General features: G+C 53.0%; 18 protein-coding genes, 2 tRNA genes, 3 rRNA genes and 1 riboswitch. Of the genes, 13 read left to right on the forward strand and 10 right to left on the reverse strand.

The features are described 5' to 3' along the window. The first annotated feature begins 144 nt into the window (after positions 1-144). The gene (gene shiA, locus IG609_RS01065; protein ID WP_193399399.1) at positions 145-1542 is read left to right on the forward strand and encodes a shikimate transporter; all 1398 of its coding nucleotides are present in this window, start codon (positions 145-147) and stop codon (positions 1540-1542) included. Between the two features lie 98 nt (positions 1543-1640). Here shiA and IG609_RS01070 read toward each other — a convergent pair whose 3' ends face one another. Continuing rightward, positions 1641-1832, reverse strand: coding sequence for a DUF1127 domain-containing protein (locus tag IG609_RS01070; RefSeq protein ID WP_095701244.1), 192 nt, complete (start codon positions 1830-1832; stop codon positions 1641-1643). A 173-nt stretch (positions 1833-2005) separates the two neighbouring features. Here IG609_RS01070 and IG609_RS01075 point away from each other — a divergent pair, with 173 nt between their 5' ends. Further along, positions 2006-3442 (forward strand): aminotransferase-like domain-containing protein, encoded by a 1437-nt coding sequence (locus IG609_RS01075; RefSeq protein WP_193399400.1) that lies wholly within the window; start codon positions 2006-2008, stop codon positions 3440-3442. 385 nt (positions 3443-3827) lie between these two features. On the opposite strand, the gene thiH is transcribed toward IG609_RS01075, so the two are convergent. From thiH to rsd, 7 genes are all read right to left on the reverse strand, one after another. Next, a complete protein-coding gene (thiH, locus tag IG609_RS01080) occupies positions 3828-4964 on the reverse strand; it encodes a 2-iminoacetate synthase ThiH (RefSeq protein ID WP_193399401.1) in 1137 nt (378 codons plus the stop codon). Further along, positions 4964-5746 carry a thiazole synthase gene (locus IG609_RS01085; protein ID WP_193399402.1) on the reverse strand — a complete coding sequence of 261 codons (783 nt, stop codon included), beginning with the start codon at positions 5744-5746 and terminating at the stop codon, positions 4964-4966. Before IG609_RS01085 ends, thiH begins: the two co-directional genes overlap by 1 nt. A 1-nt stretch (position 5747) precedes the next feature. Beyond that, entirely contained in the window at positions 5748-5948 is a 201-nt protein-coding gene (thiS, locus tag IG609_RS01090; protein WP_193399403.1) for a sulfur carrier protein ThiS, read from the reverse strand. Further along, positions 5945-6724 carry a HesA/MoeB/ThiF family protein gene (locus tag IG609_RS01095; protein ID WP_193399404.1) on the reverse strand — a complete coding sequence of 260 codons (780 nt, stop codon included), beginning with the start codon at positions 6722-6724 and terminating at the stop codon, positions 5945-5947. Before IG609_RS01095 ends, thiS begins: the two co-directional genes overlap by 4 nt. A 1-nt stretch (position 6725) precedes the next feature. After that, positions 6726-7367: a thiamine phosphate synthase gene (gene thiE / locus IG609_RS01100; RefSeq protein ID WP_193399405.1), complete on the reverse strand. Its 642-nt coding sequence runs from the start codon at positions 7365-7367 to the stop codon at positions 6726-6728. Next, positions 7364-9319 (reverse strand): phosphomethylpyrimidine synthase ThiC, encoded by a 1956-nt coding sequence (gene thiC / locus IG609_RS01105; protein ID WP_193399406.1) that lies wholly within the window; start codon positions 9317-9319, stop codon positions 7364-7366. Before thiC ends, thiE begins: the two co-directional genes overlap by 4 nt. 114 nt (positions 9320-9433) lie before the next feature. Continuing rightward, a riboswitch (TPP riboswitch) is annotated at positions 9434-9588 on the reverse strand. A 122-nt stretch (positions 9589-9710) separates the two neighbouring features. Continuing rightward, positions 9711-10172, reverse strand: a complete 462-nt coding sequence (rsd, locus tag IG609_RS01110) for a sigma D regulator (protein ID WP_193399407.1) — start codon at positions 10170-10172, stop codon at positions 9711-9713. Between the two features lie 108 nt (positions 10173-10280). Here rsd and nudC point away from each other — a divergent pair, with 108 nt between their 5' ends. From nudC to IG609_RS01140, 6 genes are all read left to right on the forward strand, one after another. Further along, positions 10281-11063 (forward strand): NAD(+) diphosphatase, encoded by a 783-nt coding sequence (gene nudC / locus IG609_RS01115; RefSeq protein WP_193399408.1) that lies wholly within the window; start codon positions 10281-10283, stop codon positions 11061-11063. A 99-nt stretch (positions 11064-11162) separates the two neighbouring features. After that, positions 11163-12227 (forward strand): uroporphyrinogen decarboxylase, encoded by a 1065-nt coding sequence (gene hemE, locus IG609_RS01120; RefSeq protein ID WP_193399409.1) that lies wholly within the window; start codon positions 11163-11165, stop codon positions 12225-12227. A gap of 15 nt (positions 12228-12242) precedes the next feature. Beyond that, positions 12243-12932 carry a deoxyribonuclease V gene (gene nfi / locus IG609_RS01125; RefSeq protein WP_193399410.1) on the forward strand — a complete coding sequence of 230 codons (690 nt, stop codon included), beginning with the start codon at positions 12243-12245 and terminating at the stop codon, positions 12930-12932. Positions 12933-13009: 77 nt separating this feature from the next. Further along, positions 13010-13600 carry a YjaG family protein gene (locus IG609_RS01130; RefSeq protein ID WP_102116811.1) on the forward strand — a complete coding sequence of 197 codons (591 nt, stop codon included), beginning with the start codon at positions 13010-13012 and terminating at the stop codon, positions 13598-13600. A gap of 203 nt (positions 13601-13803) precedes the next feature. Continuing rightward, entirely contained in the window at positions 13804-14076 is a 273-nt protein-coding gene (gene hupA, locus IG609_RS01135) for a nucleoid-associated protein HU-alpha (RefSeq protein WP_005970302.1), read from the forward strand. 4 nt (positions 14077-14080) lie between these two features. Next, positions 14081-14767: a DUF1481 domain-containing protein gene (locus IG609_RS01140; RefSeq protein ID WP_193399411.1), complete on the forward strand. Its 687-nt coding sequence runs from the start codon at positions 14081-14083 to the stop codon at positions 14765-14767. 61 nt (positions 14768-14828) lie between these two features. Here the strand turns inward: IG609_RS01140 and purD are convergent, their stop codons facing one another. Continuing rightward, positions 14829-16115, reverse strand: coding sequence for a phosphoribosylamine--glycine ligase (purD, locus tag IG609_RS01145; RefSeq protein WP_010285524.1), 1287 nt, complete (start codon positions 16113-16115; stop codon positions 14829-14831). Positions 16116-16132: 17 nt separating this feature from the next. Then, positions 16133-17722: a bifunctional phosphoribosylaminoimidazolecarboxamide formyltransferase/IMP cyclohydrolase gene (gene purH, locus IG609_RS01150; protein WP_193399412.1), complete on the reverse strand. Its 1590-nt coding sequence runs from the start codon at positions 17720-17722 to the stop codon at positions 16133-16135. A 606-nt stretch (positions 17723-18328) separates the two neighbouring features. On the opposite strand from purH, the gene IG609_RS01155 reads away from it, so the two are divergent. The 5 genes from IG609_RS01155 to rrf all read left to right on the forward strand — a co-directional run bounded on the left by IG609_RS01155 (position 18329) and on the right by rrf (position 23511). Further along, positions 18329-19870: ribosomal RNA gene (locus tag IG609_RS01155) — 16S ribosomal RNA — on the forward strand. A gap of 73 nt (positions 19871-19943) precedes the next feature. Next, positions 19944-20020, forward strand: a tRNA-Ile gene (locus IG609_RS01160). Between the two features lie 42 nt (positions 20021-20062). Then, positions 20063-20138: transfer RNA gene (locus IG609_RS01165), tRNA-Ala, on the forward strand. A gap of 221 nt (positions 20139-20359) precedes the next feature. Then, positions 20360-23266 (forward strand): 23S ribosomal RNA (locus IG609_RS01170). A 129-nt stretch (positions 23267-23395) separates the two neighbouring features. Beyond that, positions 23396-23511: ribosomal RNA gene (gene rrf / locus IG609_RS01175) — 5S ribosomal RNA — on the forward strand. The 16S, 23S and 5S rRNA genes sit together here with 2 tRNA genes alongside, the layout of an rRNA operon. The last annotated feature ends 139 nt before the right edge of the window (positions 23512-23650 follow it).

Consider the following 23650-nt stretch of genomic DNA (forward strand, 5'->3'; position numbering starts at 1 on the left):
ACGACGTTAAAAATTGATGGAAGGCGTCCTGCCTTCCACCCTACGGGCCAACGCGATGCGTTGTTAAAAAACGCTCCCGGCGTTTTATATCATCCTGAAATTTTTTGTTGTACAGTAGTGTAAAGTAAATAGAACGGAACCGACATGGATACCTCAACTACGCCAACACTCTCACAGCCTGGCGGCTCATTACCTCAGCAAGATGACTCACTTTCTTCTGATAAAACCTTACAAACACAGACAGTAAGCCATTCTCAACATCGAGCAAAACGCGCAGCATGGGGCAGTTTTGTGGGGGCCGTTGTCGATTGGTACGATTTTTTGCTGTACGGAATTGTTGCCGCTCTTGTATTTAATACCGAATTTTTCCCACAGATCAGCCCAACGATGGGGACGCTGGCGGCATTTGGTACGTTCGGCGTTGGTTTCCTGTTTCGACCGCTAGGTGGTATGGTGTTCGGCCACTTCGGCGATAAGCTGGGCCGTAAACGAATGCTGATGATCACGGTCTGGATGATGGGCATTTCTACTGCGCTGATTGGTCTGTTGCCGTCGTTTGATTCGATTGGCTGGTGGGCACCGGTGCTGCTGGTTACGCTGCGGGCAATTCAGGGCTTTGCGGTCGGTGGTGAATGGGGCGGGGCGGCGCTGTTGGCGGTAGAGAATGCGCCGAAGAAGAAGAAAGCCTTTTATAGTAGCGGCGTACAGGTTGGCTTTGGGGTCGGATTGTTACTAGCTACTGGGTCGGTATCGGTGGTGAGCAACTTGACGACCAATGAAGAATTTACCACCTGGGGTTGGCGTCTGCCGTTCTTATTCAGCCTGATTCTGGTGGCTATCGCCTGGTGGGTGCGTAACGGGATGGATGAGTCTCAGGAATTTGAGGCGAATAAAACGCTGGGAGAAAGAGCCAATAAATTGCGTTCGTTCCCTATCATGGAAGCACTGCGCCAGCACCCGAAGGCATTTCTGCTGATTATTGCGCTACGGCTTGGCGAACTGCTGACGATGTATATCGTCACCGCGTTTGCCCTCAATTATTCCACGACGCATCTTGGACTATCGCGGGATATCTTCCTGAACATCGGGCTGCTGGTGGGGGCGATCAGTTGCGTATCTATTCCTTTCTTTGCCTATCTGGCAGATAGCTTTGGCCGCCGTCGGATCTACGTTACTGGTGCACTGATTGGGGCGGCGAGTGCGGTGCCATTCTTTATGGCGCTGGAAAGCCATAACACACTGCTGATTCTGTTCTTTGCCATCATGCTGGCGAATATTGCTCACGATATGATTGTTAGCGTACAGCAGCCGATGTTTACCGAACTATTTGGTACGGCGTATCGTTATAGCGGAGCGGGTGTGGGTTATCAGGTCGCCAGCGTGGTTGGCGGCGGGTTTACACCTTTTATCGCCGTTCTGCTGGTGCAGTTTATGGATGGTTCATGGCATGCGGTGGCGGCTTACCTTGCCATTGGCTGCTTACTTTCGGCGATTGTCGGGATGCGGATGAAGGCAACATCGTCGGACGCTTTGCCTGACTAACCTCTTCACTTCACCCATCTCGCGTGCCGATACAGATTCAGTGTCTGTATCGGCATATTTTTTTACTGTTTTCTAGTCTACTGTTTTTTGCCGTGGCGTTATCTGAACCGATCAAGATCGCTTCGCTTCAGCCCGATATCCTTAAGCCCGTCATCACTCATATTTTTTAGTATCTTCAGCGTTTGTGCCCTTGCCCGCCAGGCTTTCCACAAGCGGTACGGCAAAATCAGCATTAGCCAAAATGGTGACTCGCGGAACGGTTTTTGTGATCGATTCTCATGAAATTCCATATTTTCCCCCTCGCCAGTGAATGATCGCTATGATGAGGCGAAAGGTATTTTCAATACAGATGCAAAAAATCCATTTTTTTAGCATACAGATTGTGTGATATTGCATCTGAATGGTGATTTTTATTCGAATCTGTACTGGTTGTGGTTGGGTATCTTAATAGGGGACGATACTGATGACGCGTTATCAACACCTTGCTGGGCTGTTAGAACAGCGGATCGAACAAGGGTTGTACCAAAGTGGAGAGCGCCTGCCTTCGGTACGGGCGCTAAGTACAGAGCATGGTGTCAGCATCAGTACCGTACAGCAGGCCTACCATCTGCTGGAAACTCGGCAGTTGATTATGCCGCAGCCGCGTTCGGGATATTTCGTCACGCCGCGTAAGGCCACGCCGCCTGTACCCGCGCTAACGCGTCCTGCCCAACGTCCGGTCGAGATCACACAGTGGGAATCGGTACTGGAGCTGGTGAACGTACGTCTGGAAACGAACATACTGAAGTTTGGTAGCGGAATGCCGGATGTGAGCCAGCCGACCATCAAACCCCTGTGGAAAGAGATGGCCCGCCTCTGCCAATATCAGGATTCCCGTGTCTTACAATATGACAGTATTTATGGTATGCCAGAGCTGCTCGACCAGATTGCCCGCCTTACCGTCGACTGCGGCTGCCAGCTCACTCGAGATGATATTGTGGTCACGACCGGATGTCAGGAAGCCTTATTTGTTGCGGTCCGTGCCGTTTGCCAACCCGGCGACATCGTAGCCGTTGAATCACCCGCTTTTCCGGGCACGATGCAGATCCTCCGTGGGCTGGATATCAAAGCGATCGAGATCCCAACCGATTCAGTAACGGGGATCAGCCTTGAAGCGTTAAGACTGGCGTTGGATCAGTGGCCGATCAAAGCCGTTCTGCTGGTGCCGAGCTGTAACAATCCGCTTGGCTTCATCATGCCTGACGCCCGCAAGAAATCGCTGGTGACGCTGGCGCAGCATTTTGATATCGCGATTATTGAAGATGATGCCTATGGTGAGCTGGCCTATGAATATCCGCGTCCCCGCGCGATAAAATCATTTGATGAAGACGGACGTGTACTGTTGTGCAGTTCGTTTTCAAAGAATCTGGCACCCGGTTTGCGCGTCGGCTGGATCGCCCCAGGGCGCTATCTGGAGCGGGTGATTCATACAAAATACATCAGTACAGGATCGACGGTGGTGCAGCCACAGCTAGCCGTGGCGGAATTTATTCGTAACGGACACTATCAACCTCATCTACGCCGCATGCGTGCTCAGTACAAAGCGAATCTGGATACGTTTACTTGCTGGGTTCGTGAGTATTTTCCGTCAAACATCTGTGTGAGCCGTCCCCAGGGGGGCTTTCTGATGTGGATTGAGCTGCCCGAATATTTTGATTCGCTCAAGCTCAGTCGTGAGGTCAGAAAAGCAGGCATACAGATAGCCGCGGGCTCGCTCTTCTCCGCCTCAGGCAAATATCGCAATTGTATTCGACTCAATTATGCCAATCGCTTTACGGAAGAAATAAGGGAAGGGCTTCGCATTGTGGGCAATGAAGTCGCGAAGATGATGCATACTTTTCCTGACCAGAACGCACCCTGATAATTTTAAGGAAGGGCCGATACGGGTAAGGATAAGCCCCGTATCGGCGGGTTGATGTGCAGAGCCGATAAGTACAAACGGCTCTGGTCAGCACGCTCCGTAACCATGCTCAGGCTTGCCAACGACGCTACTGTATTACTCAGCGAATGCCGTGACGATAGGCCGAATGTCATGTTGCGCAGCGCTATCCTGAGAATGTTGCCTTCCGTGTAATTCTCATTTCAGCTTGCGAACTGCATCCCAAATCAGGCGTATCACTCATACCAATCGCTTAAGATCCGAGATGCGAGGGCTACCACGGTGCGAGGTGTCCCTGCGGGAACCTCATCACCGTGTTTCCCTCTCACTTCACGCTTCAGTGACCACTATCAGGCATATCGCCGCGTTACCTGCGCAATGACTCTCTGCCTAAATAACGGTCCCAGTCTTTCCATACGGGCTGGAGACCTGCTCGTATGATGGCCTGAGCTACCTCTTCAGGGCGTCGTGAATCATGCGGTGAAAACTGTTCCAGTTCAGGATGGTCGTCGGCGTAGCCACCTGGCTGGGTTTTGGAAAATGCGCTGACGTTGTTAATTGCGATAGGAATGGCATGATCGCGAAAGAAAGGCGATTCACGCGTGGAAAGCGACAGCTCAATATCCGGTGACAGCAACCGGAATGCACAAATGACCTGCATGAGCTGCGCTTCATCCATAAGCGACGCCGGTTCAATGCCGCCCGCACAGGGGCGCAGGCGCGGGAACGAGATAGAATACCGGCTCTGCCAGTAGTTCCGCTGTAAGTGCTGCAGGTGTTCCGCCACCATGTAGCAGTCGGTGCGCCAGCTATTGGACAGGCCGATTAAAGCACCTAGCCCGATCTTGTCGATCCCTGCACGACCCAGTCGATCCGGCGTGGCGAGTCGCCAGTGGAAATCCTGCTTTTGTCCTTTTAGATGGTGCAACTGGTAGGTCGCCGGATGATAGGTTTCCTGATAGACCATCACGCCATCCAGACCCAGCGCTTTTAATTCGGCGTACTCGTCCTGCGACAAGGGCTGAACTTCAATCATCAGCGAACTGAAGAGCGGTCGGATCAGCGGAAAGACGCGACGAAAATAATCCATGCCTACTTTACGCTGGTGTTCGCCGGTCACGAGCAACAAGTGTTCAAACCCCAGTTTCTTGATAGCGGCGCATTCACGCAGGATCTCTGCTTCATCCAGCGTTTTTCGCTTGATGTGGTTACTCATCGAAAAGCCGCAGTAGGTACAGTCGTTGGAGCACAGGTTGGACAGGTACAGCGGGACATAGAAGCTTACCGTATTGCCGAAACGCTGGCGGGTAAGCTGCTGCGCCCGCTGAGCTAGCGGTTCCAGATAGGCACTGGCGGCAGGTGAAATAAGCGCCATAAAATCGTCACGCGTCAGGTGTGGGGCAGCAAGCGCTCGTTCAACATCACGTGCGGTTTTACCGTTGATGCGCAGCGTCAGGTCATCCCAGTCGAGCTGTTCCCAGACGGTTTGGAAATCGACGCTCATCACTTTGTCCCTTCTGTTTGCCGATGAAGGAAACCGGTGAGCGGGCTGGTGGCACTGGCGACAAATTGCTTACTTCCCAGACCTGCCTGACAGGCAAGCCCACCGGCATCGACTGCCAGCCGAAATGCGTGTGCCATCGCCACGGGATCGCGGGCAACGGCGATGGCCGTGTTGACCAGTACGGCGTCAGCTCCCATTTCCAGTGCCTCGGCCGCATGACTGGGCGCGCCAATGCCCGCATCGACAATCACCGGAACACGCGCCTGTTCGATGATGATGCGAAGAAAATCTCGCGTTTGCAGTCCTTGATTGGAGCCGATCGGTGCGCCCAGCGGCATCACTGCCGCGCAGCCGACTTCTTCCAACCGTTTGCACAACACAGGGTCGGCACCGCAGTAAGGCAGCACCGTGAATCCCTCTTTTACCAGCTGTTCGGCGGCTTTCAGGGTTTCGATAGGATCGGGCAGCAGGTATTTTACATCGGGGTGAATTTCCAGCTTCAACCAGCGAGTGCCCAGCGCTTCACGCGCCAGTCGGGCCGCAAAAATGGCTTCGTCTGCGGTTTTGGCCCCTGAGGTATTCGGCAGCAGCTTAATGCCGAGCTGGCGTAGCGGGGCGAGAATGGCGTCGTTGCCGTCGTTCAGGTCAACGCGTTTCATCGCCATGGTGACCAACTGCGAACCAGAAGCCTCAAGCGCTGCCAGCATCAATTCTGGCGTGGCAAATTTCCCGGTGCCTGTCAGCAGCCGTGAAGTGAATGTCGTATCGGCAATGTGCAGCATGTCATCCTCCCGCTATTGCCTGAAAAAGCAAGATATCATCACCGTCTTGCACCTGATGCTGTGACCAGATGGCATGCGGGATAATGGTTTGGTTGATAGCCAGTGCTGTGCCGGGCTGGAGCCGATTTATCTGGCTCAGCAGCGCTTCAACCGTGATAGCCTCTGGGAATTCAAAGTGCTCATCATTCAGCGTGATTCTCATACTGCTCCCCCGCATACCGGGCAATGAGGCGAACGCGTCAGTTGGAGCGTGTTCCAACTCTGCTGTTTGCCATTGAACATTCTCAGCTTGCCGTCCAACGCGGACGGCATACCGGCCAGCAGCTTGATCGCTTCCAGTGCCTGAAGTGTGCCAATTACGCCGACCACCGGCCCCAGCACGCCTGCGGTACGGCAGTTGCGCTGTGGTTCGGTTGTATCGGGATACAGGCAGGCGTAGCAGCCAGCGTGATAAGGCGGTGTGAAGACCGCGAGCTGGCCGCTGAAACCGACGGAGCTCCCGCTGATGAGCGGCTTGCCTGCGCTAAAGCAGGCGGCGTTAACCGCATGGCGAGTGGTCATGTTGTCGCTGCAATCCAGCACCAGATCGACGCGGCTAACGGCGCGGTGTAATGCGTCGCCGCTGAGCCTCTCGGTAATCGCAATCGCTTCTGAGTTCGGGTTTAACGCCTGTAGCTGGCGCTGGGCCAGCACGGCTTTGGGCTTGTCGGTATCGCTGGTGCGATACAGAATCTGGCGTTGCAGGTTGCTGATGTGCAGTGCGTCATCGTCGGCAAGCAGCAGCGTGCCAACCCCGGCGGCCGCCAGATAGAGCGACGCGGGTGAGCCCAGCCCACCCAGGCCCACCAGCAGAACGCGGGCGGCTTTGAGCTTCTCCTGACCTTCAGGGCCAATATCTTCCAGCATCAGTTGACGGCTATAGCGCATGAACTCGCTATCGCTCAGTCCCGCAGGCGCTGTATGGTGATTCGTGACCATTTTATGCCCCCCGTCCTTCAATCATCTTGAGCAACGTCGCAGTGGCTTGCCGCCAGTCTGGTGCCTGAGTAATAGCGCTGACGACGGCAATACTGCCTACGCCCGTTTTCAACACCGCAGGCACTTTGTCGATGCTGATGCCGCCAATTGCAACCGTGGGAAAACGGTCTTGCAGATCGGTGATGTGGCGCGTCAGTTCGGCCAGTCCCTGCGGCGCTGATGGCATGTCTTTGGTTTGGGTTGGGAAAATATGCCCCAGCGCGATATAGGACGGGTTGATTGCCACCGCACGCGCCAGCTCACGATCGTCGTGCGTGGAGACGCCTAACCGCAGGCCAGCTTGTTTAATCGCGGCTAGATCGGTGGTGTCCAGATCTTCCTGCCCCAGATGTACGCCGTATGCCTGATGTTTGACGGCCAATCTCCAGTAGTCATTGATGAAAAGCTGCGCCTGATAGCGGCGACCCAAGGCGATCGCCTTGATCACCTCGGCTTCAGCTTGTTCATCTGACCGATCTTTGATTCTCAGTTGGATCGTTTTTACCCCGACGCTGAGTAGTCGTTCGATCCATTCCACGTTATCGACAACGGGATACAGCCCCAGCCGCTGCGCCGTTGGGGCAAAAGGCGTCGAGTCCGTCATTTGCTCTCCTCGGTTTGCAGGCTGGTGGCGCTGTGATAAAGCTCGCTGCCGCGAGAACGGAATTCCTGCGACATCTGCGCCATACCCACTTCAATCGGTTTGGCTTCCGCTTCCTGTTTCGCCGCGTAGTCGCGTACTTCCTGTGAGATTTTCATCGAGCAGAATTTGGGGCCGCACATGGAACAGAAGTGGGCGACTTTACCGGATTCTTGCGGCAGTGTTTCATCGTGGTAGGCGCGGGCCGTTTGGGGATCGAGCGCCAGATTAAACTGGTCTTCCCAACGGAATTCGAAGCGCGCTTTTGACATGGCGTTATCACGGATCTGCGCGCCAGGATGGCCTTTCGCCAAATCGGCGGCGTGGGCGGCGATCTTATAGGTAATCAGCCCCTGTTTGACGTCTTCTTTGTTCGGCAAGCCAAGATGTTCCTTCGGCGTCACGTAGCAGAGCATCGCGCAGCCGAACCAGCCGATCATGGCGGCACCGATGCCGGAGGTGAAATGATCGTAACCCGGAGCGATATCGGTAGTTAGCGGGCCGAGCGTATAGAATGGCGCTTCGTGGCAGTGCTCCAGCTCTTCGGTCATGTTGCGGCGAATCATCTGCATCGGAACGTGCCCGGGGCCTTCGATCATTACCTGAACGTCGTATTCCCAAGCGATTTTGGTCAGCTCGCCCAGCGTATGCAGCTCGGCAAACTGGGCTTCGTCGTTGGCGTCCTGAATGGAACCGGGACGTAAGCCGTCACCCAGCGACAGCGCGACGTCATAAGCGGCGCAGATTTCACAGATTTCGCGAAAATGCTCGAACAGGAAGCTCTCTTTGTGATGCGACAGGCACCACTTCGCCATAATGGAACCGCCGCGTGAGACGATGCCGGTCAGGCGTTTGGCCGTCATCGGCACGTAGCGTAACAACACGCCAGCGTGGATGGTGAAATAGTCCACCCCTTGCTCGGCCTGTTCCAGCAGCGTATCGCGGAACATTTCCCAGTTCAGGTTTTCCGCCACGCCGTTCACTTTTTCCAGCGCCTGATAAATCGGTACCGTCCCGATTGGCACGGGGCTGTTACGCAGAATCCACTCGCGGGTTTCGTGAATATAGCGACCAGTGGAGAGATCCATCACCGTATCCGCGCCCCAACGGGTAGACCAGACCAGCTTTTCCACCTCTTCTTCGATGGAGGAGGTCACGGCGGAGTTGCCGATATTGGCGTTAACCTTCACCAGAAAGTTGCGACCGATAATCATCGGCTCTGATTCTGGGTGGTTGATGTTGGAAGGGATAATGGCGCGACCGGCGGCCACTTCCTGACGGACAAATTCCGGCGTGATGTTCTCCGGCAGTAGGGCTCCGAAACTTTGCCCCGGATGCTGCTGGCGCAGCACCTCACCGCGAATGCGTTCGCGTCCCATATTTTCGCGAATGGCGATAAATTCCATTTCCGGGGTAATGATCCCCTGTCGGGCATAGTGGAGCTGGGTAACGCGTTGGCCTGCTTTGGCACGCAAAGGTCGTGGCAAATGTTCGAAACGCAGATGATCCAGACCGGCATCCGCCAACCGCTGTTGGGTGAAATCAGAACTGACGCCGGATAGCGACTCGGTGTCGTGACGTTCTGCAATCCAACTGGCGCGCAGCTTCGCTAGCCCAACGCGGACATCGGGTTGCGCAGCGGGGTCGCCATAAGGCCCTGACGTATCGTAAACCGGGATTGGCTCATTGGGCTCGTATTGGGGGTTGTCTTTACTGCCGCCGAGTAACGTCGGGCTAAGCTGAATTTCTCGCATTGGCACGTGGATGTCATCACGTGAGCCCGCAAGGTAAATGCGTTTGGAATTGGGAAAGGCGGTACCCTGTAAGGTTTCAATAAACTGCTGGGCGGCGGCACGCTGTTCACGGCGACCCGATTTTGACGATACTGTTTTTATAGACAAAGGTTCTGTAGACATAGCAAGTTCCTGTAAGACGTAAAGGGAAGATTGCTTGTCTGGAGCCGGAGGGAGTAATAATGATATTGGGCGTCAGAGCAGGTATGTAGGAATACGCAGCCTTGGGCTCAATAGGGGGGCATTACTCTTGTTCCCTTCGCAGGTATTAACCCGATCAGGTTCCGCGGATCCCGAATTAACGGTCTCAGCCTGTGCGCTCATAAGTTTCGTCATAACGATTGATTTCGTAAAACAAAACACGAGCACGCTAGGCACTCCGACAAGATATACCCGTCTCTTAAACGGGCCAATAAAACCCCTACACTGTATGTCGGCAAAACGCGGATGTCAAAGCGTGCCGCTTTTGCTTTTACAATGTGTGATGATGTCCTGAAATAACGTCAAATGACGGCTATTTGTCGTAAACCTGCTGAATCATTCTGTCTTCTAACGTAAAACGTTCCTCCAGCGCTTCGCCGACGTGGGAGAGTGCCTGCTGGAATTCGAGGCAGTTATCATGGTCGATGGCTGCCGCCAGATGGCTATCGTAAAACGTCATAATTTGCTGCGTGTTATTTTGCAGGGCGAAGTCGAGCTGGGTGGAAAGCGCTAATACTTGTTCGCTGTGCGTCGCTGCTTCATGCAGCATTTTTTCGTATAAATGAAAGTGGCCGGTAGAAAGATAGTCCACCAGATTCTGGCAAAAATTATCCAATGCCTCTTCATCCAGAAGAGAAAGCGTTTCCTTATTCGGCTTGATGCCAACCAGATGATAGTAAGCCACCAGAAGCTGCTTACGCGCTTGTAGCCATTGGTCGATTAACGCATTATTGCCACCAACGTATTCAGTTAGACTTTGTAGCTGGTTTAGCATTGTTGACTCCGTGAACGGTAAGAAATAACTGAAATCCCAGTTATAAAACTTATGTAATCACTCTGAATGTAAAATGCCAGTGAAGTGGCAGTGGAGCAATAAAAAGATATGGAACAGACGCTAAAAGGTGATGAAACCGGCTGGTGGGTGGTTAGCGACGCGGTACAAATCTGGCTCCCTCAGGGAGTACTGCCGCGCGGAACGGCTATGGCGTGGTCGTTGCAGGGGAAAACGGCTCGCCAAATCGGTGAATGGCAAGGACTGCCTGTCTGGTTGGTGTGCCAGGGCCGCGATACCGATATGGCATCGGTTCGCCAACTGCTCGATCAGGACGTGGATTTATTCCAACTGGCAGGGCGAGGCGTACAGTTGGCTGAGTTCTATCGTTCTCATCGTTTTTGTGGTTATTGCGGCCATGATATGGTGCGGAGCAAAACGGAGCTGGCGTGCTTATGTCACCACTGCAAAGAGCGCTATTATCCGCAGATCGCGCCTTGCATCATCGTCGCGATTCGCCGTGGTGATGAGATTCTGCTCGCGCAGCACAATCGGCATCGCGGAAACATGTACACCGTACTGGCTGGGTTTGTCGAAGTGGGCGAAACGCTGGAGCAGACGGTCGTGCGTGAGGTAATGGAAGAGAGCCAAATTCAGATAAAAAATCTGCGCTATGTGAGCTCGCAGCCTTGGCCATTCCCTCATTCTCTGATGATGGCGTTTATGGCCGACTATGCAGGTGGTGAAATCAAGCATGATCCGAAAGAGCTACGTGACGCGGGCTGGTTCCGTTATGACCAACTCCCGCAGTTGCCTCCACCGGGCACCGTGGCGCGTCGGCTTATTGAAGATACGGTGGTACTGTGCCGCACTTATCACGAGAACGAAGGCTGACGTGGTACTCTTTGCGTCATAAAGCGTTTGCCTTATAACGCATCCGTTTCATCACATCTATCCGGTGTAGAACCGCCGTGAGGTTGAAAGGAAAAGAACATGACTGATCTGAAAAACGATCGCTATTTGCGGGCGTTATTACGCCAACCCGTTGATGCCACCCCGGTGTGGATGATGCGTCAGGCGGGGCGTTATCTGCCGGAATATAAGGCAACGCGCGCGCAGGCGGGTGATTTTATGTCGCTGTGTAAAAACGCAGAGCTGGCTTGTGAAGTCACGTTACAACCTTTACGGCGCTATGCGCTGGATGCGGCGATCCTGTTCTCTGACATTCTCACTATCCCTGATGCCATGGGCTTAGGGCTTTATTTTGAAGCGGGTGAAGGCCCACGTTTTCACGCCCCGATCGCGTCGCATGCCGATGTGGTTAACCTGCCTGTCCCCGATCCAGAACAGGAACTCGGGTATGTGATGAACGCGGTGCGGACGATCCGTAAAAATCTCGCGGGTGAAGTGCCGCTTATCGGCTTCTCTGGCAGCCCGTGGACGCTGGCGACCTATATGGTTGAAGGCGGTAGCAGCAAAGCGTTTACCGTCATCAAGAAAATGATGTTCGCCGAGCCTAAAACGCTACACCTGTTGCTGGATAAGCTGGCTGATAGCGTCATTCTTTATCTCAACGCGCAGATTCGCGCGGGTGCGCAGGCGGTGATGGTCTTCGATACCTGGGGCGGCGCGCTGAGCGGGCGTGACTACAAAGAATTCTCCCTGCATTACATGCATAAGATTGTTGATGGTTTACAACGTGAGAATGAAGGCCGCCGCGTACCCGTGACGCTCTTCACCAAAGGTGGAGGCCAGTGGCTGGAAGCGATGGCGGAAACCGGCTGTGATGCGTTGGGGCTGGACTGGACGAGCGATATTGCCGACGCACGCCGTCGCGTAGGTGATAAAGTCGCGCTACAGGGAAACATGGATCCGTCGATGTTGTATGCCGATCCGGCACGGATCGAGCAGGAAGTGGCATCGATCCTGGCTGGGTTTGGACAAGGCAATGGCCATGTTTTCAATCTGGGTCACGGCATTCATCAGGATGTGCCACCGGAGCATGCGGGCGTGTTTGTTGAGGCCGTCCATCGGTTGTCTCGCCCTTATCACGCATGATTCACAGGAGGTGATGTGATTGATACACAACGGCTGCGGGCTGAACAGTTGGCCCGCGCTTCTGATGTAATTCGACACGACGATTTACCTTTTGAGCAGCCCGCATTTATCGCGGGAGCGGACGTTGGCTTTGAGCAAGAAGGCTCCGTAACCCGCGCTGCGATTACGGTAATGCGCTATCCTTCGTTAGAACTGATAGAATATAAGATTGCGCGTATCAGCACGACAATGCCTTATATCCCCAGCTTTCTTTCGTTTCGTGAATGCCCTGGGCTGCTCGCCGCGTGGGCGTTGCTTAAACAGAAACCGGATCTGCTGTTTGTTGATGGGCATGGGATTTCCCACCCACGTCGTCTCGGCGTTGCCAGCCATTTTGGTCTGCTCGTTGATGTTCCGACGATTGGCGTGGCGAAAAGTCGACTTTGTGGCCGATTTGAGCCATTGGCGGAGAGCGTTGGCAGTCAGCAGCCGTTACTGGATAAAGGCGAGCAGATTGGCTGGGTATGGCGCAGTAAAGCGCGCTGTAATCCGTTGTTTGTGGCGACGGGGCATCGAGTCAGTCAGGATAGAGCATTGTACTGGGTGCAATCTTGTATGCGCGGTTACCGTTTACCGGAGCCGACTCGTTGGGCTGATGCTGTCGCATCAAACCGTCCCGCATTTGTGCGTTGGCAACGGCAGCAAGTGGCTAACGTATTGTCGTAAAACTTTAGGAATTCAGGCATAGGGCGTCACTGTGATTTCAGGTACACTGCCGTCCGTCGCCGTTAATGAGCATAAAAATGTTACGTAATCCCATTCATTTACGTCTGGAAAAGCTGACGAGCTGGCAACATGTCACTTTCATGGCATGTCTTTGTGAACGTATGTATCCAAATTACCACGAGTTTTGTCGTCAAACAGCATTCGGCGACGCGATGGTTTACCGTCGTATTCTCGATCTGGTATGGGAAACATTGGTTGTTAAAGATGCGAAGGTTAATTTCGATAGCCAGTTGGAAAAACTGGAAGAAGCGGTTCCCGCTGCGGAAGATTACGATCTTTACGGCGTCTACCCAGCTATTGATGCCTGCATCGCGCTGGGTGAACTGATTCATTCGCGTTTAAGCGGGGAAACGCTGGAACATGCAATAGCGATTAGCGAAACGTCTATCCGCACGGTTGCCATGCTGGAAATGACGCAGGCGGGCAAAGAAATGACCGACGATGAGCTCAAGATTTTGCCTGCGATTGAAGAAGAGTGGGACATCCAATGGGAGATTTTTCGCCTGTTGGCGGCCTGTGAAGAACGCGACATTGAACTGATCAAAGGGCTCCGGTCCGATGTGCGCGAGGCCGGAAGTAGTAACATCGGGATAAATTTGCATCAATAACGCGATAAAACGTGATTTAAGGCCTGAAATGGCCTGTCTTAAGGCTTCACATTCGCACCCTGTCTGGTCTACATTTGGGGGGCGTAAAAAAGTGGCTGTCGGTGCGTGTATGCAGGAGAGTGCTACTACACCCTAAAACGGGATGGGGCATATCCATCGCACTCGATGCTTAGCAAGCGATAAACACACTGTAAGGATAACTTATGAATAAGACTCAACTGATTGATGTAATTGCGGACAAAGCTGATCTGTCAAAAGCACAGGCTAAAGCAGCTCTGGAATCAACTTTGGCGGCAATTACCGAGTCTCTGAAAGAAGGTGATGCAGTACAATTAGTTGGTTTTGGTACGTTTAAAGTGAACCATCGTAATGAGCGCACTGGCCGCAACCCACAAACCGGTAAAGAAATTAAAATTGCTGCAGCCAACGTGCCAGCATTTGTTTCTGGCAAGGCTCTGAAAGACGCTGTTAAATAACCCCATGTCGGTTAAAAGTTTAAGCAGAGGGGCGTTTTCGCCCCTTTTGCTTTTACGACGCTGGTGTGGCGCAAGCCTCGTGCTTATAGCCGTGGTGGCCTGCAGTAGCCGCACCGCACCGCCAGACGTTTTCGCCAGCGGTTACGTTGCCGATCGTGGTGTTGTGCGTTTGTGGCGCAAGGATGATGCGCAGAATACGGCGGCACTGACCACCGTATACAACCCGCTTCAAGGTAATGGTCTGGTAGTGACTCGCTATACGTTCCAGCAGGATAAGTTACGCGAGATACAGCGTAATCAGCTCGGTGCGCAACAAGAAGATATGCGTTTGCGCTTTGCAGAAGATGGCACTGTCAGCTTTATGCAGCGGCAGCTTGCCGAAAGGCGTGAATCGGTTTCTGATGATGAAATCGCGCTCTACCACTTTGATGCTAAGCGCATGCTGGAATTGAGCGATGTACTGCGTGCAGGCAAGGTGATGCTAAAGCAAGGGAAATGGCTGGAAGGGCAGGTGCAGTCGTGTGACGGTACGGTGGTTCGCCCTGATTTTGACAATGACTCGCGTGAATGGATCGCACAGCAAAAAGCGCATGCAACGCGCCCGCTAAACGTCGCGTGGCTGGACGCGCCAGAAGGGACGCAGTTATTACTGGTGGTGGAGGATGACGTCTGCCAGTGGCAGCCTAAATAGCCATTAGCTATAAAAAAACCCGGATTTCTCCGGGCTTCAGTATTTATCAGACAATCGTTTATCAGGCTTGCTCGCGCTCAATAGCACGGTAGCCGATGTCTTTTCGACAGAATACTCCTTGCCACTGAATACCCGCTGCTATTTCATAAGCACGTTGTTGCGCTTCAGCCACGGTATTGCCCAATGCAGTGACGCACAGTACACGGCCACCGTTGGTGACGACATTAATGCCGTTCAACTTGGTGCCAGCATGGAAAACTTTGCCATCTTCGGCGTCCTGCTGCGGTAAACCGGAAATCACATCGCCTGTATTGTAGTCAGCCGGATAGCCGCCTGCAGCTAATACCACGCCCAGAGACGGGCGTTCATCCCAGACTGAATCTTTCTGATCCAGCGTACCGTCGCAGGCTGCCAGACACAGTTCCACCAGATCGGAGCGCAGACGCAGCATAATTGGCTGTGTTTCTGGATCGCCAAAGCGGCAGTTGAATTCGATCACTTTTGGCTGACCATCGGCAGAAATCATCAGACCGGCATACAGGAAACCGACGTAGGTATTTCCCTCTGCGGCCATGCCGTTGACGGTCGGCCAAATCACCTGATCCATCACGCGCTGGTGGATTTCATCGGTCACGACCGGAGCTGGCGAATAAGCGCCCATACCACCGGTATTCGGGCCCGTATCTTTATCCCCAACACGCTTATGGTCCTGACTGGTTGCCATCGGCAAGACATTCTTGCCATCTACCATCACGATGAAGCTGGCTTCTTCGCCATCAAGGAACTCTTCCACCACGATACGGTGTCCGGCATCGCCGAATGCATTCCCCGCTAGCATATCCTGAATGGCGTTCTCTGCTTCCTGCAACGTCATGGCGACAATCACGCCTTTACCCGCGGCTAGTCCGTCGGCCTTGATGACGATAGGTGCGCCTTTGCTGCGTACATAGGCCAGCGCGGGTTCAACTTCGGTGAAGTTCTGGTATTCCGCTGATGGGATATTGTGGCGTGCCAGAAAATCTTTAGTAAAGGCTTTAGAGCCTTCTAACTGTGCAGCGCCCTGCGTTGGGCCAAAGATTTTTAGCCCCGCGCTCTGAAATGCATCCACAACACCGATAACTAGCGGTGTTTCCGGGCCAACGATGGTCAAATCGATGTGGTTTTCCTGCGCAAAAGCGACTAACGCTGGAATATCAGTGGCGGCGATATCGACGTTGGTCAGCGCTGGTTCAAGCGCGGTACCCGCATTTCCTGGAGCAACATAAACACGTTTCGCCAGCGGTGACTGCGAGGCTTTCCAGGCTAGCGCGTGCTCGCGTCCGCCATTACCAATTACTAAAATGTTCATTTCGGTCAGCTCCAGAATTAATGGCGGAAATGGCGCATGTCGGTAAAGATCATCGCAATGCCGTGTTCGTTGGCGGCAGCAATGACTTCATCATCACGAATCGACCCGCCCGGTTGGATCACGCAGGTAATGCCAACAGCAGCCGCGGCATCAATACCATCACGGAATGGGAAGAACGCATCAGATGCCATGGCGGAACCTTTTACTTCCAGCCCTTCGTCGCTCGCTTTGATGCCGGCGATTTTCGCTGAGTAAACGCGACTCATCTGGCCAGCACCTATCCCGATGGTCATGTTGTCGCGTGCGTACACAATCGCATTGGATTTAACGAACTTAGCCACTTTCCAGCAGAAAAGGGCATCACGTAATTCCTGTTCGCTCGGCTGGCGCTCGCTGACGACACGCAATTGAGATGAATCGACCATGCCCAGATCGCGGTCCTGTACCAGTAAACCACCGTTGACGCGTTTGAAGTCCAGACCAGGAACGCGTTGCTGCCAGCTACCGCTGGTCAGGACGCGTACGTTTTGTTTGGCTGCGGTCACCTTCAATGCGGCCTCGCTGGCAGATGGCGCAATAATGACTTCGACAAACTGGCGGCTAATGATGGCCTTCGCCGTCTCTTCATCCAGCTCGCGGTTGAAAGCGATAATGCCGCCGAATGCCGATGTTGGGTCGGTTTTATAGGCACGCTCGTAAGCATCAAGAATTGAGTCGCCAATTGCTACGCCGCACGGATTCGCATGCTTAACGATAACGCAGGCCGGTTCGGCGAATTCTTTCACACATTCCAGCGCCGCATCGGTATCGGCAATGTTGTTATAAGACAGCGCTTTGCCTTGTAACTGTGTCGAGGTGGCGACAGAGGCCTCGTGAATATTCTCTTCTATATAGAAGGCAGCTTGCTGATGGCTGTTCTCGCCATAGCGCATGTCCTGCTTTTTGATGTAGTTCAGGTTTAACGTGCGCGGGAAGTTGCCTGATGGTTTATCGGTTTCACCGTGGTAAGGCGGAACCAGTGCACCAAAGTAGTTGGCAATCATACTGTCGTAAGCGGCAGTGTGTTCGAAGGCTTTAATGGCTAAATCGAAACGGGTTTCGTAGGTCAGTGAACCCTCGTTGGCGTCGATTTCATTAATGATGGTGCTGTAGTCGCTGCTCTTGACCACGATAGCCACATCTTTATGGTTCTTGGCGGCGGAGCGGACCATCGTCGGGCCACCGATATCGATGTTCTCAACCGCATCTTCTAACGTGCAGTTCTCACGAGCGACGGTCTGAGCAAACGGATACAAATTCACAACGACGATATCAATCGGCTTGATGTCGTGCTGTGTCATGATCGCATCATCTTGATCGCGCCGTCCCAGAATGCCGCCGTGTACTTTTGGGTGCAGTGTCTTCACTCGCCCATCCATCATTTCTGGGAAACCGGTGTAGTCAGAGACTTCAGTCACCGCTAACCCAGCATCGGCCAGCAAACGGGCTGTTCCACCCGTTGAAAGGAGCTCGACGCCACGGTGGGACAGAGCTTGAGCAAATTCGACAATACCTGCTTTGTCAGAAACGCTGAGCAGAGCGCGGCGAATTGGACGGCGTTGTTGCATGATGATGTTATCCCCTGGATTTGGGTAGTCAGTAAAGAACGGTATGTGAATATCGTCTTTGTCAGAGCCATAATTGCGGAATAAAGAGAAATATTCAGTTAGCGTTCGCAAAAACACGACGATTTTGAACGGGGTGAATTGTAGCGAAAACGTTTGCGTGATGCTCGTCAATTTTTGAGTAGAATGCTTTCTGTGGATAAGTTTGTGCAAAAATAGGTATAAAGTGGGGTTTTGCTGTGGAATGCAGCAAACAGTCATTTTTCTTTAAAACACCTATTGCGGCCTGACGAGAAGTCCCTATAATGCGCCTCCACTGACACGGCAACAGCGACTTACGAAGTTGGTGTGACAGAAAAAAATTCAACGAAGGCGGTCAGTAATGACTTGACTTCACAGCGGAAAAGCATAATATATGCGGCCCGCGCCACGGAAGATGTGGCACTGCTCTTTAACAATTTAATCAGACAATCTGTGTGGGCACTCACAAGACCGTATCTTAACGATATAAAAAAGTCTTGAAGAGTGAACAACAGTAAATTCATTACGAATAAACAGTTACTAATTCTTTGAGCATCGCTGACGAGTTCAGCAAATCAAACAAATCTTAAATTGAAGAGTTTGATCATGGCTCAGATTGAACGCTGGCGGCAGGCCTAACACATGCAAGTCGAGCGGTAGCACAGGAGAGCTTGCTCTCTGGGTGACGAGCGGCGGACGGGTGAGTAATGTCTGGGAAACTGCCTGATGGAGGGGGATAACTACTGGAAACGGTAGCTAATACCGCATAACGTCTTCGGACCAAAGAGGGGGACCTTAGGGCCTCTCGCCATCGGATGTGCCCAGATGGGATTAGCTAGTAGGTGAGGTAATGGCTCACCTAGGCGACGATCCCTAGCTGGTCTGAGAGGATGACCAGCCACACTGGAACTGAGACACGGTCCAGACTCCTACGGGAGGCAGCAGTGGGGAATATTGCACAATGGGCGCAAGCCTGATGCAGCCATGCCGCGTGTGTGAAGAAGGCCTTCGGGTTGTAAAGCACTTTCAGCGGGGAGGAAGGCGATGAGGTTAATAACCTTATCGATTGACGTTACCCGCAGAAGAAGCACCGGCTAACTCCGTGCCAGCAGCCGCGGTAATACGGAGGGTGCAAGCGTTAATCGGAATGACTGGGCGTAAAGCGCACGCAGGCGGTCTGTTAAGTTGGATGTGAAATCCCCGGGCTTAACCTGGGAACTGCATTCAAAACTGACAGGCTAGAGTCTTGTAGAGGGGGGTAGAATTCCAGGTGTAGCGGTGAAATGCGTAGAGATCTGGAGGAATACCGGTGGCGAAGGCGGCCCCCTGGACAAAGACTGACGCTCAGGTGCGAAAGCGTGGGGAGCAAACAGGATTAGATACCCTGGTAGTCCACGCTGTAAACGATGTCGATTTGGAGGTTGTGCCCTTGAGGCGTGGCTTCCGGAGCTAACGCGTTAAATCGACCGCCTGGGGAGTACGGCCGCAAGGTTAAAACTCAAATGAATTGACGGGGGCCCGCACAAGCGGTGGAGCATGTGGTTTAATTCGATGCAACGCGAAGAACCTTACCTACTCTTGACATCCAGAGAACTTAGCAGAGATGCTTTGGTGCCTTCGGGAACTCTGAGACAGGTGCTGCATGGCTGTCGTCAGCTCGTGTTGTGAAATGTTGGGTTAAGTCCCGCAACGAGCGCAACCCTTATCCTTTGTTGCCAGCGATTCGGTCGGGAACTCAAAGGAGACTGCCGGTGATAAACCGGAGGAAGGTGGGGATGACGTCAAGTCATCATGGCCCTTACGAGTAGGGCTACACACGTGCTACAATGGCGTATACAAAGAGAAGCGACCTCGCGAGAGCAAGCGGACCTCATAAAGTACGTCGTAGTCCGGATTGGAGTCTGCAACTCGACTCCATGAAGTCGGAATCGCTAGTAATCGTAGATCAGAATGCTACGGTGAATACGTTCCCGGGCCTTGTACACACCGCCCGTCACACCATGGGAGTGGGTTGCAAAAGAAGTAGGTAGCTTAACCTTCGGGAGGGCGCTTACCACTTTGTGATTCATGACTGGGGTGAAGTCGTAACAAGGTAACCGTAGGGGAACCTGCGGTTGGATCACCTCCTTACCAAGAAGATGTGCGTTAAGTGAAGTGCTCACACAGATTGTCTGATGAAAATAACGAGCAGAAATACCTTAATAGGCTTGTAGCTCAGGTGGTTAGAGCGCACCCCTGATAAGGGTGAGGTCGGTGGTTCAAGTCCACTCAGGCCTACCAACTCTTCCGTGAGTGGTATCTAAGGTATCTGTAAGCAACGATGGGGTTATAGCTCAGCTGGGAGAGCGCCTGCCTTGCACGCAGGAGGTCTGCGGTTCGATCCCGCATAGCTCCACCATCACTACTCGCGCTATAGAAAACTTCAGAGTGTACCTGTTAGGGTGCACTGCGACGTTTTGCTCTTTAACAATCTGGAACAAGCTGAAAATTGAAACATGACAGCTGAACATGCATGACAGCCTTCGGGTGTGTCGTGGTGAGTCAGTCTGTCAATGAGTCTCTCAAATAATCGCAGCGCGACAGTGACTTTGATTTATCAAAGACATCTTCGGGTTGTGAGGTTAAGCGACTAAGCGTACACGGTGGATGCCTAGGCAGTCAGAGGCGATGAAGGGCGTGCTAATCTGCGATAAGCGTCGGTAAGCTGATATGAAGCGTTATACCCGACGATACCCGAATGGGGAAACCCAGTGTGTTTCGACACACTATCATTATGTGAATACATAGCATAATGAGGCGAACCGGGGGAACTGAAACATCTCAGTACCCCGAGGAAAAGAAATCAACCGAGATTCCCCCAGTAGCGGCGAGCGAACGGGGAGGAGCCCAGAACCTGAATCAGTTTGTGTGTTAGTGGAAGCGTCTGGAAAGTCGCACAGTAAAGGGTGATAGTCCCGTACACAAAAATGCACAAGGTGTGAGTTCGATGAGTAGGGCGGGACACGTGACATCCTGTCTGAATATGGGGGGACCATCCTCCAAGGCTAAATACTCCTGACTGACCGATAGTGAACCAGTACCGTGAGGGAAAGGCGAAAAGAACCCCGGCGAGGGGAGTGAAATAGAACCTGAAACCGTGTACGTACAAGCAGTGGGAGCCTACTCGTTAGGTGACTGCGTACCTTTTGTATAATGGGTCAGCGACTTATATTCTGTAGCAAGGTTAACCGAATAGGGGAGCCGCAGGGAAACCGAGTCTTAACTGGGCGTTAAGTTGCAGGGTATAGACCCGAAACCCGGTGATCTAGCCATGGGCAGGTTGAAGGTTGGGTAACACTAACTGGAGGACCGAACCGACTAATGTTGAAAAATTAGCGGATGACTTGTGGCTGGGGGTGAAAGGCCAATCAAACCGGGAGATAGCTGGTTCTCCCCGAAAGCTATTTAGGTAGCGCCTCGTGAACTCATCTTCGGGGGTAGAGCACTGTTTCGGCTAGGGGGTCATCCCGACTTACCAACCCGATGCAAACTCCGAATACCGAAGAATGTTATCACGGGAGACACACGGCGGGTGCTAACGTTCGTCGTGAAGAGGGAAACAACCCAGACCGCCAGCTAAGGTCCCAAAGTCATGGTTAAGTGGGAAACGATGTGGGAAGGCATAGACAGCCAGGATGTTGGCTTAGAAGCAGCCATCATTTAAAGAAAGCGTAATAGCTCACTGGTCGAGTCGGCCTGCGCGGAAGATGTAACGGGGCTAAACCATGCACCGAAGCTGCGGCAGCGACACTTAGGTGTTGTTGGGTAGGGGAGCGTTCTGTAAGCCGTCGAAGGTGGCCTGTGAGGGCTGCTGGAGGTATCAGAAGTGCGAATGCTGACATAAGTAACGATAATGCGGGTGAAAAACCCGCACGCCGGAAGACCAAGGGTTCCTGTCCAACGTTAATCGGGGCAGGGTGAGTCGACCCCTAAGGCGAGGCTGAAAAGCGTAGTCGATGGGAAACAGGTTAATATTCCTGTACTCGGTGTTACTGCGAAGGGGGGACGGAGAAAGCTAGGTTATCCGGGCGACGGTTGTCCCGGTTTAAGCGTGAAGGTGGATGACCTTGGTAAATCCGGGTCGTCATTAACACTGAGGCGTGATGACGAGTCACTACGGTGATGAAGTAACCGATGCTACGCTTCCAGGAAAAGCCTCTAAGCTCCAGGTAACATCAAATCGTACCCCAAACCGACACAGGTGGTCAGGTAGAGAATACTCAGGCGCTTGAGAGAACTCGGGTGAAGGAACTAGGCAAAATGGTGCCGTAACTTCGGGAGAAGGCACGCTGATGGTAAGTGAAGTGACGTGCTCACGGAGCTGAAATCAGTCGAAGATACCAGCTGGCTGCAACTGTTTAATAAAAACACAGCACTGTGCAAACACGAAAGTGGACGTATACGGTGTGACGCCTGCCCGGTGCCGGAAGGTTAATTGATGGGGTCAGCCGCAAGGCGAAGCTCTTGATCGAAGCCCCGGTAAACGGCGGCCGTAACTATAACGGTCCTAAGGTAGCGAAATTCCTTGTCGGGTAAGTTCCGACCTGCACGAATGGCGTAATGATGGCCAGGCTGTCTCCACCCGAGACTCAGTGAAATTGAACTCGCTGTGAAGATGCAGTGTACCCGCGGCAAGACGGAAAGACCCCGTGAACCTTTACTATAGCTTGACACTGAACCTTGAGCCTTGATGTGTAGGATAGGTGGGAGGCTTTGAAGCGTGGACGCCAGTCTGCGTGGAGCCGACCTTGAAATACCACCCTTTAATGTTTGATGTTCTAACGTGGGCCCGTAATCCGGGTTGCGGACAGTGTCTGGTGGGTAGTTTGACTGGGGCGGTCTCCTCCCAAAGCGTAACGGAGGAGCACGAAGGTTAGCTAATCCTGGTCGGACATCAGGAGGTTAGTGCAAAGGCATAAGCTAGCTTGACTGCGAGAGTGACAGCTCGAGCAGGTGCGAAAGCAGGTCTTAGTGATCCGGTGGTTCTGAATGGAAGGGCCATCGCTCAACGGATAAAAGGTACTCCGGGGATAACAGGCTGATACCGCCCAAGAGTTCATATCGACGGCGGTGTTTGGCACCTCGATGTCGGCTCATCACATCCTGGGGCTGAAGTAGGTCCCAAGGGTATGGCTGTTCGCCATTTAAAGTGGTACGCGAGCTGGGTTTAGAACGTCGTGAGACAGTTCGGTCCCTATCTGCCGTGGGCGTTGGAAGATTGAGAGGGGTTGCTCCTAGTACGAGAGGACCGGAGTGAACGCACCACTGGTGTTCGGGTTGTGATGCCAATTGCATTGCCCGGTAGCTAAGTGCGGAAGAGATAACCGCTGAAAGCATCTAAGCGGGAAACTTGCCTCGAGATGAGTCTTCCCTGGGCACTAGATGCCCCTGAAGGGCCGTTGAAGACGACGACGTAGATAGGCTGGGTGTGTAAGCGTAGCGATACGTTGAGCTAACCAGTACTAATGACCCGAGAGGCTTAACCTTACAACACCGAAGGTGTTTTAAAGACTCATAGAGAACGATATTCAGCTTGTTCAGAGATTGGTTCTGGTGGTTACGGAGATGACAAAGAGAAAGTCATGTAAAGTAACGGCTGGAATGAAACAGAATTTGCCTGGCGGCGATAGCGCGGTGGTCCCACCTGACCCCATGCCGAACTCAGAAGTGAAACGCCGTAGCGCCGATGGTAGTGTGGGGCTTCCCCATGTGAGAGTAGGGAACTGCCAGGCATCAAATAAGTGAAAGCCCCTGTCGAAAGACAGGGGCTTTTTGCTATGGGAATTTTTTTGTGTTATCTGCAATAGATTTATTCACTGTGTATTTATATTGCTGTGTATTAGGTCGATAGCCGTAGTAAATACGTGATAG

This window comes from Pectobacterium quasiaquaticum (assembly GCF_014946775.2).
Classification (GTDB): domain Bacteria; phylum Pseudomonadota; class Gammaproteobacteria; order Enterobacterales; family Enterobacteriaceae; genus Pectobacterium; species Pectobacterium aquaticum.

Bases quoted from the DNA above. Each gene is read 5' to 3' on its own strand.
- shiA (WP_193399399.1), top strand. From the start codon at position 145: ATGGATACCTCAACTACGCCAACACTCTCACAGCCTGGCGGCTCATTA.
- IG609_RS01070 (WP_095701244.1), bottom strand. From the start codon at position 1,832: ATGGAATTTCATGAGAATCGATCACAAAAACCGTTCCGCGAGTCACCA.
- IG609_RS01075 (WP_193399400.1), top strand. From the start codon at position 2,006: ATGACGCGTTATCAACACCTTGCTGGGCTGTTAGAACAGCGGATCGAA.
- thiH (WP_193399401.1), bottom strand. From the start codon at position 4,964: ATGAGCGTCGATTTCCAAACCGTCTGGGAACAGCTCGACTGGGATGAC.
- IG609_RS01085 (WP_193399402.1), bottom strand. From the start codon at position 5,746: ATGCTGCACATTGCCGATACGACATTCACTTCACGGCTGCTGACAGGC.
- thiS (WP_193399403.1), bottom strand. From the start codon at position 5,948: ATGAGAATCACGCTGAATGATGAGCACTTTGAATTCCCAGAGGCTATC.
- IG609_RS01095 (WP_193399404.1), bottom strand. From the start codon at position 6,724: ATGGTCACGAATCACCATACAGCGCCTGCGGGACTGAGCGATAGCGAG.
- thiE (WP_193399405.1), bottom strand. From the start codon at position 7,367: ATGACGGACTCGACGCCTTTTGCCCCAACGGCGCAGCGGCTGGGGCTG.
- thiC (WP_193399406.1), bottom strand. From the start codon at position 9,319: ATGTCTACAGAACCTTTGTCTATAAAAACAGTATCGTCAAAATCGGGT.
- rsd (WP_193399407.1), bottom strand. From the start codon at position 10,172: ATGCTAAACCAGCTACAAAGTCTAACTGAATACGTTGGTGGCAATAAT.
- nudC (WP_193399408.1), top strand. From the start codon at position 10,281: ATGGAACAGACGCTAAAAGGTGATGAAACCGGCTGGTGGGTGGTTAGC.
- hemE (WP_193399409.1), top strand. From the start codon at position 11,163: ATGACTGATCTGAAAAACGATCGCTATTTGCGGGCGTTATTACGCCAA.
- IG609_RS01130 (WP_102116811.1), top strand. From the start codon at position 13,010: ATGTTACGTAATCCCATTCATTTACGTCTGGAAAAGCTGACGAGCTGG.
- hupA (WP_005970302.1), top strand. From the start codon at position 13,804: ATGAATAAGACTCAACTGATTGATGTAATTGCGGACAAAGCTGATCTG.
- IG609_RS01140 (WP_193399411.1), top strand. From the start codon at position 14,081: ATGTCGGTTAAAAGTTTAAGCAGAGGGGCGTTTTCGCCCCTTTTGCTT.
- purD (WP_010285524.1), bottom strand. From the start codon at position 16,115: ATGAACATTTTAGTAATTGGTAATGGCGGACGCGAGCACGCGCTAGCC.
- purH (WP_193399412.1), bottom strand. From the start codon at position 17,722: ATGCAACAACGCCGTCCAATTCGCCGCGCTCTGCTCAGCGTTTCTGAC.